The organism is Burkholderia ubonensis (assembly GCF_902833085.1).
GTDB classification, from domain to species: domain Bacteria; phylum Pseudomonadota; class Gammaproteobacteria; order Burkholderiales; family Burkholderiaceae; genus Burkholderia; species Burkholderia ubonensis.
Genome location: NZ_CADFEB010000002.1, coordinates 679,406 through 696,038 on the forward strand (window position 1 = coordinate 679,406; position 16,633 = coordinate 696,038).

A 16,633-nucleotide genomic window follows, 5' to 3' on the forward strand; every position below is an offset into this window, starting at 1 on the left:
ATCCTGGGTTAGATCACCGCGCCGTCGAGCTCGCTGATCATCTTCTGCATTTCGGCGCCGCCCGCCATCATGTCGAGCACTTCGTCCTTGCTGATCGTCTCTTTCGTGAAGGTGCCGAGCGAACGGCCGCGATTGAGCAGCGTGAACGAATCGCCGATCGGGTACGCGTGATGCACGTTGTGCGTGATGAAGATCACCGAGATGCCTTTCGCGCGCGCGGTGTGGATCAGCTTCAGCACGTTGAAGCTCTGCTTGACGCCGAGCGCGGCGGTCGGTTCGTCGAGGATCAGCACGCGCGCGCCGAAGTGGATCGCACGGGCGATCGCGAGGCACTGCCGCTCGCCGCCCGACATCGTGCCGATCGGCTGGTGCGGGTCGCGCACGTGGATGCCCATCTCGGCGAGCTTCGCGCGCGCGATCTCGGCGCTCGTATCGAGGTCCATCACGTTGAGGAAGCCGAACAGCTTCTTCTGCGGCTCGCGGCCCATGAAGAAATTGCGCGCGACCGACAGCAGCGGCACGAGCGCGAGATCCTGGTAGACGGTCGCGATGCCGAGGTCGAGCGCGTCCTTCGGCGATTCGAAATGCACGGGCCGGCCGTCGACCAGGTACTGGCCCTCCGACGGCGCATGCACGCCCGCGAGCGTCTTGATCAGCGTCGACTTGCCGGCGCCGTTGTCGCCCAGCAGGCAGTGCACCTCGCCGCGCTTCAGGCGCAGCGTCACGTCCGACAGCGCGATCACCTTGCCGAAATACTTGCTGACGTTCTCGAGCGCGAGGATCGTGTCGTCGCCGGTCTGTACAGTGGACATGGCAAGCCTCCCGTTACGATTGCGACACGCGCCGGCGCACGTAGTGGTTGAACAGCACCGCGATCAGCAGCATCACGCCGAGGAACACGCGGAACCAGTCGGAGCTGATGTTGGTGTACGTGATGCCGATCTGCACGACGCCGAAGATCAGCGCGCCGAACGCGGCGCCGACGACCGAGCCGTAGCCGCCCGTGAGCAGCGTGCCGCCGATCACGGCCGCGATGATCGCCTCGAACTCCTTCTGCAGCCCGCGGTCCGCGGCGGCCGAGCCGATGTCGGCGACCTGCAGCACCGCGAACAGGCACGCGCAGAACGCGGTCAGCACGAACAGCGAGATCTTCACGCGGCGCACCGGCACGCCGACGTTCTTCGCGGCGTTCGCGTCGCCGCCGACCGCGAGGATCCAGTTGCCGTAGCGCGTCTTCGCGAGCACGAACGCGCCGATCGCGGTGACGGCGAACCACCACAGGATCACCTTCGGCACGCCCGGCACCAGCGGCTCGCCGTTGTCGAGCGTGCGGCCGAGGCCGTGCTGCGCGAGCCAGCGGAACAGGTCGTGGAACGCGACGCCCTGGAACAGCGTGTGCGTGAGCCAGTCCTCGTGCGCGATGTCGCCGAGCCCCGAGATGATCGTGCGGTCCGCGAACATGATCGACAGCGCGAGCGTGAGGCCGCGCAGGATGAACAGGAACGCGAGCGTGACGATGAACGACGGCAGCCGCGTGCGCATCACGAGGTAGCCGTTCAGCGCGCCGAGCGCCATCGAGCCCGCGAACGCGAAGATCACCGCGCCCCAGATCGGCCAGTGGAAGTACGCGGTCGGGATCGCGACCATCATGCCCGCGAAGCCGATCATCGAGCCGATCGACAGGTCGAATTCGCCCGCGACCATCAGCAGGCACGCGCCGACCGCGAGGATGCCGAGGTAGGCCGCGACCTGCGACCAGTTCATGATGCCGTCGAGGTTGAACATGCCCGACCCGCCCGCGCCGAGCGCGAACACCGCGAACACCAGCACGGCGCCGGAGATCGCGGCGAATTCGGGACGGTTGAGGAAGCGCTGGAACCACGCTTCGTTGCGCACGCGCTCGTCGGCGCGCGCCTCCGGCTGAGGCGAATGCGCGGACAGATGCTTACCGGCTACACCCATGATGTCTCCTTGATGCCCGGCGGGCGGGGCGGGAAACCCCGCGTCGCCGGTGAAGCGCGCGGCGCTGCGCCGCGCGACGAACCGAACGGCCGGGCGTCAGCGATACTGGCCCGCGTACTTCACGACCTTGTCGAGGTTGTCCTTCGTGATGAAGCCGGGACCCGAGCGGATGTTCTTCGGGCCGTACGACGGCTGCAGGCCGTAGGTCGACATGCGCGCCTGGAACCTCGGGTTCGCCTCGAGGAGCTGGCGGATCTTCGCGGGGTCGGTCGTCTTGTTCTTCCTCGCGATCGCGAGCACGGCGACCGGGATGTAGCCCTGCAGGTACGGCTGCTGGTCGATCGCGAACTGGATCGTGCCCGCGCGGATCGCCTTCGCGATGTCGTCCGAGAAATCGAACGTCGCGAAGTAGAGCTTGCCGCCGAGCCCCATCTGCTGGACCGCCTTCAGCGACGCCGCGGCCGGCACCGGGCCGAGCGTGAGGATCGCCTGCGTGTTCGGGTGGTTGCGCAGGTACGCGCTGACCTTCGACTGGATCTCGGTCGGGTCCTGGCCCGAATCGATCGTCGAGGTCTTGTAGTCGGCGCCGATCGCGTCCGCGAAGCCGCGGCAGCGGTCGAACGACACGCTGTTGGTCGCGATGTGGTTCACGCACAGGAACGACTTCACGCCAGCGGCCTTCGCCTTCTCGCCGGCCGCGTGGCCCGCGAAGTATTCGGGCTGGCCGACGTGCATGATCGCGCCGAGTTGCGCGCTCTGTTCCTCGGTGCCCGAGTTGATCGTGACGAGCGGGATCTTCTTCGCGGTGACCTTGCCGAGCGAGTTCTTCAGTACGTCGTAGTCGGCGATCGTCGTGATCACGCCGTCGTAGTCGCGCGCGGCCGACTGCTCGATCAGACGCGCCATGTCCGCGATGTCGCCGTTCGGCGGATTGCGGTAGTCGGTCTTCACGTCGAAATCCTCGTCGGCCTGCTTGATCGCGTTCTTGATCGTGTTCCACCACGAATCGGAATCGGGCGCGTGGCTCACCAGCACGAAGTGGCCGTTGGGGCCGTCGGCCTGCGCCGCCGGCGCGGCGAGCCCGGCCGCCGCCGCGACGGCGAACGTTGCAGCGATGGCCCGGACGGCAGCCTTGCCCAAGCAAAGTCTCATGTCTCCACCTTTCTCTGTCTGTCGTTCTTGGATCGACGCGGCGCGGTGATGCGCGGTGATGCAAAGCCGCCGCGTTCACGAGCAAGCGTAGGTCAAGTCGACAGTGAATGCAAAGAAAATTTTATTTTCATTGTGTATGGAAAATTTGTTCCATTTCGAGGGGGGCGTGTCTATACTCGGTTCACGAAGGAGACGACACAACCCGGCGCGGGCGGCCCCGCCGCGCCTTGCGAGCCGACCATCCCATGCAAGACGATTCCACTCCCGATGCCGCCGCCGCGCCCGACGTTGATGCGCTGCTGCGGCGCATCACCGACGCCTACGATTCGCTGCCGCGCCAATTGAAGAGCATCGCGTCGTACATCGACGAGCACCGCGCGAGCGTGATGATGGACCGCACGAGCGACATCGCCGAGCGCTGCGGCGTGCATCCGTCCGCGGTCGTGCGCTTCGCGCAGCGCTTCGGCTTTTCCGGCTTTTCGGACCTGCAGGCGGTGTTCAGGCACGCGTACACGGGCCAGAACCCGACCGCGCAGAGCTACCAGCAGCGCATCCGCCGGCTGATCGACGAGACGGCCGGCCCGCTGTCGGGCGGCTCGGTCGCGCGCGAGTTCATCGACGCGTCGCGCGCGGGGCTCGACGAGCTCGCGGCCGGCCTCGACGACGGCCAGTTCGACGCGGCGGTGACGATGCTCGAGCGCGCCGAGAACATCTACGTGATCGGCGTGCGCCGCTCGTTCCCGGTCGCGAGCTACATCGTGTATGCGCTGCAACATACGGCCAAGCGCGTGCATCTCGTGTCCGGCCTCGGCGGGATGTATCGCGAGCAGATCCGCAGCGTGCGCAAGGGCGACGTCGTGATCGCGATCAGCTTCGCGCCGTACGGCAAGGAAACCCAGTACTGCCTGCGGGCGGCGCGCCACAACCATGCGCAGACGCTGGTGATCACCGACAGCCGCCTGTCGCCGCTCGTGCGCGACGCGGGCGCCCATTTGCTGGTGAAGGAGGGGAGCGCGTTCGCGTTCCGTTCGCTGACCAGCACGATCTGCCTGTGCCAGGCGCTGTTCATCGCGCTCGCGTACCGGCTGGAATTGAACGTAGAAGAAGCGAAAGAGACTGGAGGATACGATGACTGACCAACGGGCGACCCTCGACGTCGCCGTGTTCGGCGCGGGCCGGATCGGCCGCATACACGCAGGCAACCTCGCGCGCCAGCCGGGCGTGCGGCTCAAGTACGTCGTCGACGTGAACCGGGCGGCCGCCGACGCGCTCGCCGCACAGCACGGCGCGCTTGCGGTCGATCGCGACGCGGCGCTCGGCGATCCGACGGTGGGCGCGAGCGTCGTCTGCTCGAGCACCGACACGCACGCGGACCTGATCCTGCAGTCGGCCGCGGCGGGCAAGCACGTGTTCTGCGAGAAGCCGGTCGACCTGAGCGTCGAGCGGGCCCGCGCGTGCGAGCGGGCGGTCGCGCAGGCGGGCGTCGTCTGCATGATCGGTTTCCAGCGCCGCTTCGATCCGACCTTCGAGGCGGTCAAGGCGCGCATCGACGCGGGCGAGATCGGCGCGCCCGAGATGCTGGTGGTCACGAGCCGCGACCCGGGCGCGCCGCCCGTCGACTACATCAGGCATTCGGGCGGCATCTTCAAGGACATGCTGATCCACGATTTCGACATCTTCCGCTGGATCCTCGACGACGACGCCGACACGATCCACGCGACCGGCAGCTGCCTGTCCGACCCGGCGATCGCCGACGCGGGCGACATCGATTCCACCGCGGTGACGATCCGCACGAAGCGCGGCCGGCTGTGCCAGATCAACACCGCGCGGCGCGCCGCATACGGCTACGACCAGCGCTTCGAGGTGCTCGGCAGTGCGGGGATGCTGCAGGCCGGCAACGTGCGGCCGACGGAAGTGACCGGCTATTCGGCGCGCGCGGTGTCGACCGACCTGCCCGAGGCGTTCTTCCTCGAGCGCTATCGGGTGGCCTATGCGCGCGAGATCGAGCACTTCTTCGCGGCGGTCGCGCGCGGCGAGCCGGTGCGCACGACGATCGCCGACGGCGTGAAGGCGCTCGAGCTTGCGGAAGCCGCGACCCGTTCGTGGCGCGAAGGGCGCGCGATCCGGCTCGGCGGCGCGGACTGACCCCGGGGAGGGCGAGCTGATGACTTCATCGACCCGACCCGCGCCGGTGCGCATCGGCATCGCCGGCCTCGGCCGGCTCGGCCGCCGCCACGCGGAAAACCTCGCGCGCCGCGTGCCGGGCGCGGTGCTCGCGGCCGCGTGCAGCCCGGTCGCCGACGAATGCGCGTGGGCGCGCGACGCGCTCGGCGTGCCGCGCGTGCATCAGGATTTCGCGTCGTTCGTCGCCGATCCCGAGCTGGACGCGGTGTGGCTCGTCACGCCGTCGGCGCTGCACGCGGACCAGATCGTCGCCGCGCTCGCCGCGGGCAAGCACGTGTTCTGCGAGAAGCCGCTGTCGCTCGATCTCGCCGAGTGCGAGCGGGTGCTCGCGGAAGCGGCCGCGCGACCGCACCTGCAGGCGACGATCGGCTTCATGCGCCGCTTCGATCCGAGCTATCGGGATGCTTACGCGAGGGTCGCGGCCGGGCAGATCGGCCGGCCGTTCCTGGTGCGCTCGCAGACCTGCGACCGGAACGACCCCGACGGCTTCTTCGTGCGTTTCGCGCCGACCTCCGGCGGGATCTTCCTCGACTGCACGGTGCACGACATCGACGTCGCGCGCTGGCTGCTCGGCGGGCCGCGCGCGAAGCGCGTGTTCGCGGCGGGCACGATCGCGCTGCACGACGGGCTGCGCGCGTGCGGCGACGTCGACAACGGCGTCGCGATCTGCGAGTTCGACGACGGGCGCCTCGCGATGTTCTACGCGTCGCGCACGATGGCGCACGGCAACGACACGCACTCGGACGTGATCGGCACGGCCGGCGCGCTGACGATCGGCGCGAACCCGCGCGCGAACCGCGTCGAGATCTACGACAAGTTCGGCATCCGCAATACGTGCACGCCGAGCTTCTTCGAACGCTTCGAGGAGGCGTTCCTGCTCGAGGCGCAGGCGTTCGTCGCGGCGGTCAACGGTGCGCGCGACACCGGCGCGGCGACCCTCGCCGACGCGCTCGAGGCGACGCGGATCGGCCACGCGCTGCGCACCGCGCTCGAAACCGGCCGGTCGGTCGACCTGTAGCGGGCAGGGCGGCTGGAGGGCGGGCTGCCCGGGGCTCCGGCAGCCCCGGCGGCGCTGCGGTAAAATCCCCGCTTCCTCCAGCGCCGCACGCGGCGCGCCATTCGAAGGTCGAAAGCCGATGCAGATTCACAAGGAAGTGGATGCGCGCGGGCTCAATTGCCCGCTGCCGATCCTGCGCGCGAAGAAAGCGCTCGCGGACATGGAAAGCGGGCAGATCCTCAAGGTGCTTGCGACCGATCCCGGCTCGCAGCGCGATTTCGCCGCGTTCGCGAAACAGACGGGCAACGAGATCCTCGAATCGACGACCCAGGACAAGACCTTCGTGTTCCTGATGCGCCGCCGCTGACCGGCGCCGCCCGGTTCCGGCCGTGCCTGCTCCGGCGCGGCCGTGTTTCTGACAATTCTTAAACCTCGCTGTGCCGCACGCTACGTATACTGAGCCGGCCGGTCGTCCGCACTCAACGGATGCTTCGGTCGCGGTACGTCGATTCGAGGCGGGCACGGGGGCCATGCCTGACGCTGCCGTCGCACACGGGGAGAGGACATGCCCTTCAGACCGGGGACCAATCGAAGTCCGTCCGAAGCGAAACACACCGCGCCTGCGTGCGCAACCGGGTTGGGCCGAGTCGAGCTCGACCCGCAACGCGACCGTCATGCGCGCGCCGCGCTGGAAGCCTATGCGGATTCGGTCGCGGCGGAGATGCCGTGGCTGGCCGAATGGCTGCGCGACGCGCTGCCGGACGGGGAAGCCGGCGTCACGCAGTGTGCGGCGACTGTCGAGCGCGTGTTCGACCTGGCCCATGCATGGGCGGCGAGTCAGCCCGACTACGCCGCCGCGGCATGGGAGCGGGTGCGCGGGCAGTTGCTGGGGTTGCTGCGGCAGTCGTTGCTGCGGCAGCCGCGCGAGCAGGCCGATGAGTCGGCTGATGAGTCGGCCGACGAATCGGACGACTGCGCGGCAGGGGTCGAATAGGCGCGCCGATTGCGTTTCGGGAAGGATTATTCGAAGAAAGGGCGGCCTGCCGCGCAAATCCTTGGCGATTTTCATACTACTATGGTGGAATCGCCGGTTCGTCCGCGCCCCGTTTTTGAGATATAGGCCGGGTTCGTTCGCTCGCGCGCGTGGTGCGCGCCGCGGGAACGCGGCCCGCTGCCGGGCCCGGCGCCAGTGCGCCGCCACAGGCGGTGCCGCGGTGAGCGCGAGGAGTCGAACTGGATTTCGTTTTGCGGGGTGCTATGAGAATTGCTGTACTGGATGACGACCCGGCCCAGACGGACTTCGTCAGTCAAACGCTGACGGCCGCGGGCCATACCTGCTACGCCTTCAAGGAAGGCAAGGCGCTGAAGAAGCGCTTGCAGCGCGAAACCTTCGATCTGCTCGTGCTCGACTGGAACGTGCCCGACATGTCCGGCGAGGAAGTGCTGAAGTGGGTGCGCGCCAATCAGACCGAGCACAGCCTGCCGATCATCTTCATGACGAGCCGCGACGACGAAGCGGGAATCACGCAGATTCTCAACGCCGGCGCGGACGATTACGTCGTCAAGCCGGTGTCCGGCCCGATCCTGCGCGCGCGCATCGGCTCGCTGCTGCGCCGCGCGTATCCGGTCAACGTCGAGGCGGCGGTGCGCGAATTCGACCAGTTCCGCTTCGACGTGAACCTGAAGCAGGCCTACGTCGGCGACAAGCCGGTGAGCCTCACGCAGAAGGAATTCGAGCTCGCGCTGCTGCTGTTCCAGCACCTGGACCGGCCGCTGTCGCGCGCGCACATTCTCGACCTCGTGTGGAAGCAGGCGACCGACATCCCGTCGCGCACGATGGACACGCACATCTCGATGCTGCGCACGAAGCTCGGCCTGCGCCCGGAGAACGGCTACCGCCTTGCGCCGATCTACGGCTACGGCTACCGGCTCGAGCGGGTCGGCCAAGGGGAATCGGAGTGATCATGGGGAGCGCCCAACGCACGTCGGGCGCGCCGAGCCTGCGCGCGGCGCGTTTGCGCGCCGCGGCCCTCGGCGCGGCGTGCCTGCTCGCGGCGGCCGTCGCGGCCCAGCCGGCGGCCGCGCAGTCGCGGCCCCGCGCGGCCGGCAAGACGGTCGTCTATACGACGCGCGCAGGCGACACGCTGTATGACGTTGCCGAGCGCTACCTGCAGGGCCCGGACGACTGGCAGGTGCTCGCGCAGATGAACGGCGTGCCCGCGCCGAAGCGCCTGCAGCCCGGCCTTGCGCTGAAGCTGCCGGTCGCGCGGCTGCGCAAGGAGCAGTTGTCCGCCCGCGTCGTCGCGGTGCAGGGGGCCGCCGAGCGCACGTCCGGCGAAGCGTTCGCACCGCTTGCGGTCAATGCGACGCTGACCGAAGGCGACCGCGTGCGCACCGGCGCGAACGGCTTCGTGACGCTCGAGCTCGCCGACGGCACGCACCTGAGCCTGCCGCCCGACAGCCAGCTCGACCTGAAGATGCTGCGCCGCACCGTGCTGACGGGTACCCTCGACCGCGAGTTCGAGCTGACGCGCGGAACCGTCGACAGCGAAGTCACTCACCTGAAGAAGCGCGACGACCGCTTCCAGATCCGCTCGCCGTCGGTCGTGGCCGGCGTGCGCGGCACGCGCTTCCGGGTCAACTACGACGCCGCCGGCAACGCGACGACGCGCGTCGAGGTGCTCGACGGCGCGGTGGGTGTCGCGCGCAGCCGGCGTCCGGCCGACGCGACGCTCGTGCCTGCGAACTACGGCAGCGTCGCGACGTCGTCGGGCGCGATCGGCGCCCCGGTCGAGCTGCTGCCCGCGCCGGCGCTCACGGCGCCGGCCAAGGTGCAGGACGAGCCCGACGTCGCGTTCGAGATCGCGCCGCTCGCCCGCGCCCACGCGTATCACGTGCAGCTGGCGCACGACGCCGGGCTGCTCGACCTGTTCAGCCAGACCCGCACGGATGCGCCGCGCGCGGTGTTCCGCAACGTGCCGAACGGTACGTTTTTCGTGCGGATCGCGGCGATCGACGAGAACGGTCTCGAAGGGCGGCCGCGCACCTACGCGTTCGAGCGGCGCCTGATGGGGCTCGACGCGACCGCGACGCCCGGCCCCGGCGGCTACGAGTTCCGCTGGTCGTCGAACGGCGCCGCCGCGAATGCGCGCTACCGGTTCGTGCTGTCGAGGTCGAAGGACCTGAGCGCGCCGGTCGTCGACGAGGTCGGCCTGCAGGCGCGGCAGATCACCGTCGCGCACCTGCCGCCCGGCGAGTATTTCTGGGCGGTGATCGTCGAGGAATTCGACGGCGGCCGCTTCTACGAGAAGACGAGTCCGGTCGGCGCGTTCACGCTGTCGCGCTGACCCGCGGCGCATGAAACCCGACTCCGTTTCCCCGCGGCGGCGCCTTGGCCGCCGCTTCCTCATCGAATGGATCGCGATCGGCTGCCTCGGGATCGCGGTGATCCTCGCGTGCGCGCTCGGGCGCGCGTCGACGAGCGTCGACGGCCTGATCTACGACCGCCTGCTGATGCTGCGCAGCCTGCCGCTGTCGCCCGACATCGTGGTGGTCGACATCGACAACCAGAGCGTCGCGGCGCTCGGCCGCTGGCCGTGGCCGCGCGACGTGCATGCGCGGCTGCTCGACGCGCTCGCGCGCGCGAAGCCGGCCGCCGTGGTCTACGACGTGCTGTTCACGGAGCCGTCGGCCGACGATCGTGCGTTCGCCGACGAACTCGGCCGGGTGCCGACCTTCCTGCCGATCCTGCTGAGCCCCGAGCGCGCGGACGGCACGCGCACCGTCGATCCGCCGGTGCCGGCGCTCGCGGCGCGCGCCGCGGGCCTCGGCCACATCAATCTCGAAGTCGATCCCGACGGCATCGTGCGCAGCGTCGCGCTGTTCGAAAGCGACGGCAGCACGCGCTGGCCGCAGCTGATGGTGCCCGTGTTCGACGCGCTCGGGGCCGGCAAGCTGCATCCGGCGAGCGGCGCGCCGCTCGCGCGCGGGCACGACCTGTCGCGCGACGCGCGCGGCGAGGGCCGCTACCTGATCCCGTTCAGCCGCAACACGCCCGCGTATCCGTCGCTGTCGTTCGACGACGTGCTGCACGCTCGCGTGCCGCCGGACGCGCTGCGCGGCAAGATCGTCGTCGTCGGCGTGACCGCGTCGGGCCTGTACGATCGTTTCGCGACGCCCGTGTCCGGCGACTTCGGGCCGCTCGCGGGGGTCTACATCCATGCCGGCGTGCTCGACATGCTGACGACCGGCCGGGCGATTTCGCCGGTGTCGCGCGCGGGCCTGTTCGCCGCGTCGCTGCTGCCGCTCGCGGTGCTGCTGGCCGGCTTCCTGATGCTGTCGCCGTGGCGCGCGCTGCTGCTGACGCTGAGTCTCGCGGGGCTGGCCGTCATCGTGAGCGCGGCGCTGCTGTACGAAGGGCGGCTCTGGCTGTCGCCCGCGCCGGCGATCTTCGGGCTGATCGCCGTGTACCCGATCTGGAACTGGCGGCGGCTCGAGATGACGATGGCGTACCTGCGCCGCGAGCTGCAGCGGCTGGCCGACGAACCGCACCTGCTGCCGGAGGCGCCGCGCACGCAGAGCGTCGGCGGCGACCTGCTGGAGCGGCAGATGGCGCTGATGGCGCAGGCCGCGCAGCGCGTGCAGGACATGAAGCGCTTCGTCTGGGACAGCCTCGACAGTATGCCCGAGCCGATTTTCGTCACCGACCTGGCCGGCACCGTGCTGATCGCGAATCACGCGGCGAAGCGCTACGGGGCGCGGCTCGCGCTGCCGCTGCCGGAGGGGCGGCCGCTGCGCGCCGCGCTCGGCGAGCTGGCGTTCGTGAAGACGGTCGACGGCAACGCCGAGCACGACGCCGCGATCAGCCAGCGCTGGCCGGCCGCGCTCGACCCGACGCTCGAGGCGGACAACGACGCGATGGAGCGGGGCATCGAGGTGCGCGATCGCGACGGTCTCGATCATCTGCTACGCTACGCGCCGTGCACGAACGCGCAGGGGCGCGTGACCGGCTGGATCGCCGGCCTCGTCGACGTGACCGAGCTGCATGCGGCCGAGCGCCAGCGCGAGGAAGCCCTGCACCTGCTGTCGCACGACATGCGCTCGCCGCAGTCGTCGATCCTCGCGCTCGTCGAGATCGAGCGGCAGCGCGTCGAGTCCGACGACGTGCGCCGGCTGCTCGCGCGGATCGAGCGCTATGCGCACCGCGCGCTGTCGCTCGCCGACGAGTTCGTGCAGCTCGCGCGCGCGGAATCGCAGGCGTACCAGTTCGAGGCGACGAGCTTCGTCGACGTGCTGATCGACGCGAGCGACGAGGTGTGGCCGCAGGCGCAGGCCAAGCGCATCCGCATCGACACGGACATCGGCGGCGAGATGTGCTGGGTGCGCGCGGACCGTTCGCTGATCACGCGCGCGTTCGTCAACCTGCTGAACAACGCGGTCAAGTACAGTCCGACCGATACCGTGATCGCGTGTACGCTGTCGATCGGGCACGCGTCGAAGCGGATGTTCTGTACGATTCGCGATCAGGGGTACGGCATTACGCCGGAAGACCAGCGGCATCTGTTCGAACGTTTCAAGCGGTTCCATGCCGGCGAGCGGCCCGAGATTTCGGGTTCCGGGCTCGGCATGGCATTCGTGAAGACGGTCGTCACGCGCCACGGCGGCAACGTGACGGTCGAAAGCGAAGTGGGCGTCGGCACCGCGGTGACGGTGGCGCTGCCCATGATCGACGAGCCGCCCGCCTGACAGGGCCGGGCGCGGCGGCAAGCAATGGGGAATGTCATGAAACACGAATGGGCGGCGGCCGCGCTGGCGGCGGCGCTGTTGACGGGTTGCGCCGGCGTGACCACCGGCGTGAGCGCGGTCGGGCAGCCGGACGCATTCGCGTCGGGCGCGCACGGCTACGGCTTCGTGCGCACCGACGCGCAGGCGGGCGACGAGCAATACCGGCAGATCGAGACACTCGTGCACGGCGAGCTCGCGCGTCGCGGCTTCGATGCGCAGCCGCTCAAGGACGCGCGCTACCGGCTGTCGATCGCCTACGCGACCCAGCCTGCGGCGGTCGCGGCCACGGCCGAGCGGTGCGGCGGCGCGAGCAGCGCGTGCGTCGCGGTCGACGGGCCGGCGCCGTTCGGGCTGCCGTTCGCCGGCAAGGTCTATCGGCACGTGCTGACGCTGCGGTTCGTCGACGCGAAGTCGGGCGCGGACGTCTATCGCGTGTCGGCCGCGCTGCGCGATCGCGAGCCGGGCGCGCAGCACGCCGCGCCGGCGCTCGTCACGAGCGCGCTCGCGAAGCTGCCGTTCGAAGCGGGCGGCGGCTGGCTCGTCGAGACGAAAACGAAAAAAGACGACGCGGGCGGCATGCCGGGCGTCGTCTCGGTGAAGCCGGCTGCCGCGCGCTGAGCGCGCCGGCGGCCGTGCCGGGTGCGGGGCCCGCGGTGCCGCGGGCCCGTGCCGCAGTTACGCGGCGGGTTGCGTCACGCCGCGCGTGCGCAGGTACGCGTCGAACTCCGTGCCGACTTCCGGGTGGCGCAGCGCGAATTCGACGGTCGCCTTCAGGTAGCCGAGCTTGCTGCCGCAGTCGTAGCGGGTGCCTTGGTACTTGTAAGCCAGCACCTGCTCGTCGGCGAGCAGCGCCTCGATCGCGTCGGTCAGCTGCAGCTCGCCGCCCGCGCCCGGCTTCAGCGCGCGCAGGTGCTCGAAGATCCGCGGCTTCAGGATGTAGCGGCCGACCACGCCGAGGTTCGACGGCGCGACATCCGGCTCCGGCTTCTCGACGATCGCCGACATCTTGATGATCGACTCCTCCCATTCCTTGCCGTCGACGATGCCGTACGACTTCGTCTCCGACGGCGGGATCTCTTCGACGCCGATCACCGAGCTGTGATAGTGGTCGAACACGTCGACCATCTGCTTCATCACGGGCGGGTTGCCGTCGAGCAGGTCGTCGGCGAGGATCACCGCGAACGGGTTGTCCGCGACGAGCTTCTCCGCGCACAGCACCGCGTGGCCGAGGCCGAGCGCTTCCGGCTGGCGCACGTAGAAGCAGTCGACGTGGCTCGGCTTGATGCTGCGCACCAGCTCCAGCAGCTTTTCCTTGCCGCGCGCCTCGAGTTCCGCTTCGATTTCGTATGACTTGTCGAAATGGTCCTCGATCGCGCGCTTGCTGCGACCGGTGACGAAGATCATTTCCGTGATGCCGGCGGCGATCGCTTCCTCGACCGCGTACTGGATCAACGGCTTGTCGACGACGGGCAGCATTTCCTTCGGGCTGGCCTTCGTCGCGGGCAGGAAGCGTGTTCCGAGGCCGGCGACCGGGAATACTGCCTTGGTGACTTTCAACATGATCGGACCTTTGTTCCTGTAATCGACACTGCGGATTATGTTCGCGCCCGCATTATAGTGAGCGCAAACAGCCTTACGGATTGTTACGCCGGCAACCGTTCGAGCTGCGCGCGCAGTTTCTCGAGCGTCGTCCGGAATTCGGCGAGGCGCTTCTGCTCCTGCTCGACGACCGCGGGCGGCGCTTTCGCGACGAACGCCTCGTTGCCGAGCTTCGCATTGCACTTCGTGATCTCGCCCGTCAGGCGCGCGACTTCCTTCGACAGGCGCTCGCGCTCCGCCGCGACGTCGATTTCCACCTTCAGCACCAGCTTGTTCTGGCCGACGATCGCGATCGGCGCGCCATGTGCTTCCTTGTCGAGCGCGGCTTCGTCCGCGAGGATCTGCACGTCGGACAGGCGCGCGAGCGCCTGCACGTACGGCGCGAACCCGCGCAGGCGCTCGGCTTCGCCCGCCGCGAGCAGCGGCACCTTGGTCGCCGGCGACAGGTTCATCTCGCCGCGCAGGTTGCGGCACGCGTCGATGATCGTCTTCAGGTCGGCCGCCCATTGCTCGGACGCCTCGTCGATCTTCTCGAGATCGGCGAGCGGGTAGGCCTGCGTCATCAGCGACGCAACGCCCTCGGCCTTGCCTTGCGGATAGCGGCCCGCGAGCGGCGCGACCTTCTGCCAGAGCGCCTCGGTGATGAACGGGATGATCGGGTGCGCGAGGCGCAGCACCGTTTCCAGCACGCGCAGCAGCGTGCGGCGCGTCGCGCGTTGCTGCTCGGGCGTGCCGTTCTGGATCTGCACCTTCGCGAGTTCGAGATACCAGTCGCAGTACTCGTCCCACACGAACTTGTAGATGCTGTTCGCGATGTTGTCGAAGCGGTAGTCCGCGAAGCCCTTCGCGATGTCGGCCTCGGTGCGCTGCAGCAGCGACACGATCCAGCGGTCGGCCGCCGAGAAGTCGAGATAGCCGCCCGGGCCGCAGTCGCTCGCGCCGCAGACTTCCGGCTTGTCGAGCCCGCAGTCGTGGCCTTCGCAGTTCATCAGCACGAAGCGCGTCGCGTTCCACAGCTTGTTGCAGAAGTTGCGGTAGCCTTCGCAGCGCGCGAGGTCGAAGTTCACGTTGCGGCCGAGCGTCGCCATCGACGCCATCGTGAAGCGCAGCGCATCGGTGCCGAACGCGGCGATGCCGTCCGGGAATTCCTTGCGTGTCTTCTTCTCGATCGTCGCGGCCTGCTTCGGGTTCATCAGGCCGGTCGTGCGCTTCGCGACCAGCGTTTCGAGGTCGATGCCGTCGACGATGTCGATCGGGTCGAGCGTGTTGCCCTTGCTCTTCGACATCTTCTGGCCTTCCGAGTCGCGCACGAGGCCGTGCACGTACACGGTGTGGAACGGCACCTTGCCCGTGAAGTGGGTCGTCATCATCACCATCCGGGCGACCCAGAAGAAGATGATGTCGAAGCCGGTGACGAGCACCGACGACGGCAGGAAGTGCTTCAGTTCAGGCGTTTCGTTCGGCCAGCCGAGCGACGAGAACGGCACGAGCGCCGACGAGAACCACGTGTCGAGCACGTCGTCGTCGCGCTTCAGCGCGCCCGTGTAGCCCTTCGCGGCGGCCTGCGCGCGCGCGTCTTCCTCGCTGCGCGCGACGAACACCTCGCCGTTCTCGCCGTACCACGCGGGGATCTGGTGGCCCCACCACAGCTGGCGCGAGATGCACCAGTCCTGGATGTTCTCGAGCCACTGGTAGTAGGTGGTCGTCCAGTTTTCCGGGACGAACTTGATCTGGCCGTTGCGCACGACGTCGAGCGACGTCTCGGTGATCGACTTGCCTGGGTTGAACGTGCCTTGCGGCGCCGGCTTCGTCATCGCGACGAACCACTGGTCGGTCAGCATCGGCTCGATCACGACGCCCGTGCGGTCGCCGCGCGGCACCATCAGCTTGTGCGGCTTCACGGATTCGAGGAAGCCCTGCGCATCGAGGTCGGCCACGATCGCCTTGCGCGCGTCGAAGCGGTCGAGGCCGCGGTATTGCTCGGGGCCGTTGTCGTTGATCTTCGCGTCGAGCGTCAGGATCTCGATCGGCGCGAGGTGGTGGCGCAGGCCGACCTGGTAGTCGTTGAAGTCGTGCGCGGGCGTGACCTTCACGACGCCGGTGCCGAATTCGCGATCGACGTAGTCGTCGGCGATCACCGGGATCTCGCGGTCGGTCAGCGGCAGCTTCACGAGCCGGCCGATCAGGTGCTTGTAGCGCTCGTCTTCCGGATGGACCATCAGCGCGACGTCGCCGAGCATCGTCTCGGGGCGGGTGGTCGCGACGGTCAGCGTGCCCGAGCCGTCGACGAGCGGGTAGCGGATGTGCCACAGGTGGCCGTTCTCTTCCTCGCTCGCGACTTCGAGGTCGGACACCGCGGTCAGCAGCACCGGATCCCAGTTGACGAGGCGCTTGCCGCGATAGATCAGGCCCTGTTCATAGAGCGTGACGAACACGTCGCGCACGGCGGCCGACATCTTGTCGTCCATCGTGAAGTATTCGCGCGACCAGTCGGTCGATGCGCCGAGGCGGCGCACCTGGCCCGTGATCGTCGAGCCGGACTGCTGCTTCCAGTCCCACACGCGCTCGACGAACTGCTCGCGGCCGAGGTCGTGGCGCGACACGCCCTGCGCGTCGAGCTGGCGCTCGACGACGATCTGGGTCGCGATCCCCGCGTGGTCGGTGCCCGGCACCCACAGCGTGTTCTCGCCGAGCATCCGGTGATAGCGGGTGAGGCCGTCCATGATCGTCTGGTTGAACGCGTGCCCCATGTGCAGCGTGCCCGTGACGTTCGGCGGCGGCAGCTGGATCGCGAAATCGGGCCGGTCCGGATCGAACGCCGGGGCGGCAAAGCCGCGTTTTTCCCACTCCGGCCCCCATTGGGCCTCGATGGTGTGGGGCTCGAAACTCTTCGCCAGCGTGCTGTCGCTCATGGTCGGAAATCTGCTGAAAATTGCGTGTTGGATACGGGAACCT

The 16,633-nt window shown here is 68.8% G+C and carries 14 protein-coding genes; 9 read left to right on the forward strand and 5 right to left on the reverse strand.

Annotated features, from left to right (window positions below; translation table 11 throughout):
- Positions 1-8: 8 nt before the first annotated feature.
- The 3 genes from HWX31_RS07115 to HWX31_RS07125 form a co-directional block, all read right to left on the reverse strand.
- A complete protein-coding gene (locus tag HWX31_RS07115; protein ID WP_042583757.1) occupies positions 9-812 on the reverse strand; it encodes an ATP-binding cassette domain-containing protein in 804 nt (267 codons plus the stop codon).
- Positions 813-825: 13 nt separating this feature from the next.
- Positions 826-1,962: an ABC transporter permease gene (locus tag HWX31_RS07120; RefSeq protein ID WP_174963732.1), complete on the reverse strand. Its 1,137-nt coding sequence runs from the start codon at positions 1,960-1,962 to the stop codon at positions 826-828.
- Between the two features lie 96 nt (positions 1,963-2,058).
- Positions 2,059-3,114, reverse strand: coding sequence for a sugar ABC transporter substrate-binding protein (locus tag HWX31_RS07125; protein ID WP_174963731.1), 1,056 nt, complete (start codon positions 3,112-3,114; stop codon positions 2,059-2,061).
- A gap of 245 nt (positions 3,115-3,359) precedes the next feature.
- Here HWX31_RS07125 and HWX31_RS07130 point away from each other — a divergent pair, with 245 nt between their 5' ends.
- From HWX31_RS07130 to HWX31_RS07170, 9 genes are all read left to right on the forward strand, one after another.
- Positions 3,360-4,250: a MurR/RpiR family transcriptional regulator gene (locus HWX31_RS07130; RefSeq protein ID WP_174963730.1), complete on the forward strand. Its 891-nt coding sequence runs from the start codon at positions 3,360-3,362 to the stop codon at positions 4,248-4,250.
- Positions 4,243-5,259: an inositol 2-dehydrogenase gene (gene iolG, locus HWX31_RS07135; protein WP_174963729.1), complete on the forward strand. Its 1,017-nt coding sequence runs from the start codon at positions 4,243-4,245 to the stop codon at positions 5,257-5,259. Before HWX31_RS07130 ends, iolG begins: the two co-directional genes overlap by 8 nt.
- Before the next feature lie 19 nt (positions 5,260-5,278).
- The gene (locus HWX31_RS07140) at positions 5,279-6,316 is read left to right on the forward strand and encodes a Gfo/Idh/MocA family oxidoreductase (protein ID WP_174963728.1); all 1,038 of its coding nucleotides are present in this window, start codon (positions 5,279-5,281) and stop codon (positions 6,314-6,316) included.
- A 118-nt stretch (positions 6,317-6,434) separates the two neighbouring features.
- Positions 6,435-6,662, forward strand: coding sequence for a sulfurtransferase TusA family protein (locus HWX31_RS07145; RefSeq protein ID WP_174963727.1), 228 nt, complete (start codon positions 6,435-6,437; stop codon positions 6,660-6,662).
- A 198-nt stretch (positions 6,663-6,860) separates the two neighbouring features.
- Positions 6,861-7,289 (forward strand): hypothetical protein, encoded by a 429-nt coding sequence (locus HWX31_RS07150; RefSeq protein ID WP_174963726.1) that lies wholly within the window; start codon positions 6,861-6,863, stop codon positions 7,287-7,289.
- A 263-nt stretch (positions 7,290-7,552) separates the two neighbouring features.
- A complete protein-coding gene (locus tag HWX31_RS07155) occupies positions 7,553-8,257 on the forward strand; it encodes a response regulator transcription factor (protein WP_042583764.1) in 705 nt (234 codons plus the stop codon).
- A 2-nt stretch (positions 8,258-8,259) separates the two neighbouring features.
- Complete coding sequence (locus HWX31_RS07160) at positions 8,260-9,642, forward strand: FecR domain-containing protein (RefSeq protein WP_174963725.1); 1,383 nt, start codon at positions 8,260-8,262, stop codon at positions 9,640-9,642.
- Between the two features lie 10 nt (positions 9,643-9,652).
- On the forward strand, positions 9,653-12,040 hold the full coding sequence (locus HWX31_RS07165) for a CHASE2 domain-containing protein (protein WP_174963724.1): 2,388 nt from the start codon (positions 9,653-9,655) through the stop codon (positions 12,038-12,040).
- 36 nt (positions 12,041-12,076) lie between these two features.
- Positions 12,077-12,697, forward strand: coding sequence for a DUF4136 domain-containing protein (locus HWX31_RS07170; RefSeq protein WP_174963723.1), 621 nt, complete (start codon positions 12,077-12,079; stop codon positions 12,695-12,697).
- Between the two features lie 57 nt (positions 12,698-12,754).
- On the opposite strand, the gene galU is transcribed toward HWX31_RS07170, so the two are convergent.
- Both galU and HWX31_RS07180 read right to left on the reverse strand, forming a co-directional pair.
- Positions 12,755-13,639 carry a UTP--glucose-1-phosphate uridylyltransferase GalU gene (galU, locus tag HWX31_RS07175; RefSeq protein ID WP_059614175.1) on the reverse strand — a complete coding sequence of 295 codons (885 nt, stop codon included), beginning with the start codon at positions 13,637-13,639 and terminating at the stop codon, positions 12,755-12,757.
- Positions 13,640-13,722: 83 nt separating this feature from the next.
- Positions 13,723-16,590, reverse strand: a complete 2,868-nt coding sequence (locus tag HWX31_RS07180) for a valine--tRNA ligase (RefSeq protein WP_174963722.1) — start codon at positions 16,588-16,590, stop codon at positions 13,723-13,725.
- Positions 16,591-16,633: the final 43 nt, after the last annotated feature.

Excerpts from the sequence above, each read along its gene's own strand:
- HWX31_RS07115 (WP_042583757.1), bottom strand. The coding sequence starts at position 812 with ATGTCCACTGTACAGACCGGCGACGACACGATCCTCGCGCTCGAGAAC.
- HWX31_RS07120 (WP_174963732.1), bottom strand. The coding sequence starts at position 1,962 with ATGGGTGTAGCCGGTAAGCATCTGTCCGCGCATTCGCCTCAGCCGGAG.
- HWX31_RS07125 (WP_174963731.1), bottom strand. The coding sequence starts at position 3,114 with ATGAGACTTTGCTTGGGCAAGGCTGCCGTCCGGGCCATCGCTGCAACG.
- HWX31_RS07130 (WP_174963730.1), top strand. The coding sequence starts at position 3,360 with ATGCAAGACGATTCCACTCCCGATGCCGCCGCCGCGCCCGACGTTGAT.
- iolG (WP_174963729.1), top strand. The coding sequence starts at position 4,243 with ATGACTGACCAACGGGCGACCCTCGACGTCGCCGTGTTCGGCGCGGGC.
- HWX31_RS07140 (WP_174963728.1), top strand. The coding sequence starts at position 5,279 with ATGACTTCATCGACCCGACCCGCGCCGGTGCGCATCGGCATCGCCGGC.
- HWX31_RS07145 (WP_174963727.1), top strand. The coding sequence starts at position 6,435 with ATGCAGATTCACAAGGAAGTGGATGCGCGCGGGCTCAATTGCCCGCTG.
- HWX31_RS07150 (WP_174963726.1), top strand. The coding sequence starts at position 6,861 with ATGCCCTTCAGACCGGGGACCAATCGAAGTCCGTCCGAAGCGAAACAC.
- HWX31_RS07155 (WP_042583764.1), top strand. The coding sequence starts at position 7,553 with ATGAGAATTGCTGTACTGGATGACGACCCGGCCCAGACGGACTTCGTC.
- HWX31_RS07160 (WP_174963725.1), top strand. The coding sequence starts at position 8,260 with ATGGGGAGCGCCCAACGCACGTCGGGCGCGCCGAGCCTGCGCGCGGCG.
- HWX31_RS07165 (WP_174963724.1), top strand. The coding sequence starts at position 9,653 with ATGAAACCCGACTCCGTTTCCCCGCGGCGGCGCCTTGGCCGCCGCTTC.
- HWX31_RS07170 (WP_174963723.1), top strand. The coding sequence starts at position 12,077 with ATGAAACACGAATGGGCGGCGGCCGCGCTGGCGGCGGCGCTGTTGACG.
- galU (WP_059614175.1), bottom strand. The coding sequence starts at position 13,639 with ATGTTGAAAGTCACCAAGGCAGTATTCCCGGTCGCCGGCCTCGGAACA.
- HWX31_RS07180 (WP_174963722.1), bottom strand. The coding sequence starts at position 16,590 with ATGAGCGACAGCACGCTGGCGAAGAGTTTCGAGCCCCACACCATCGAG.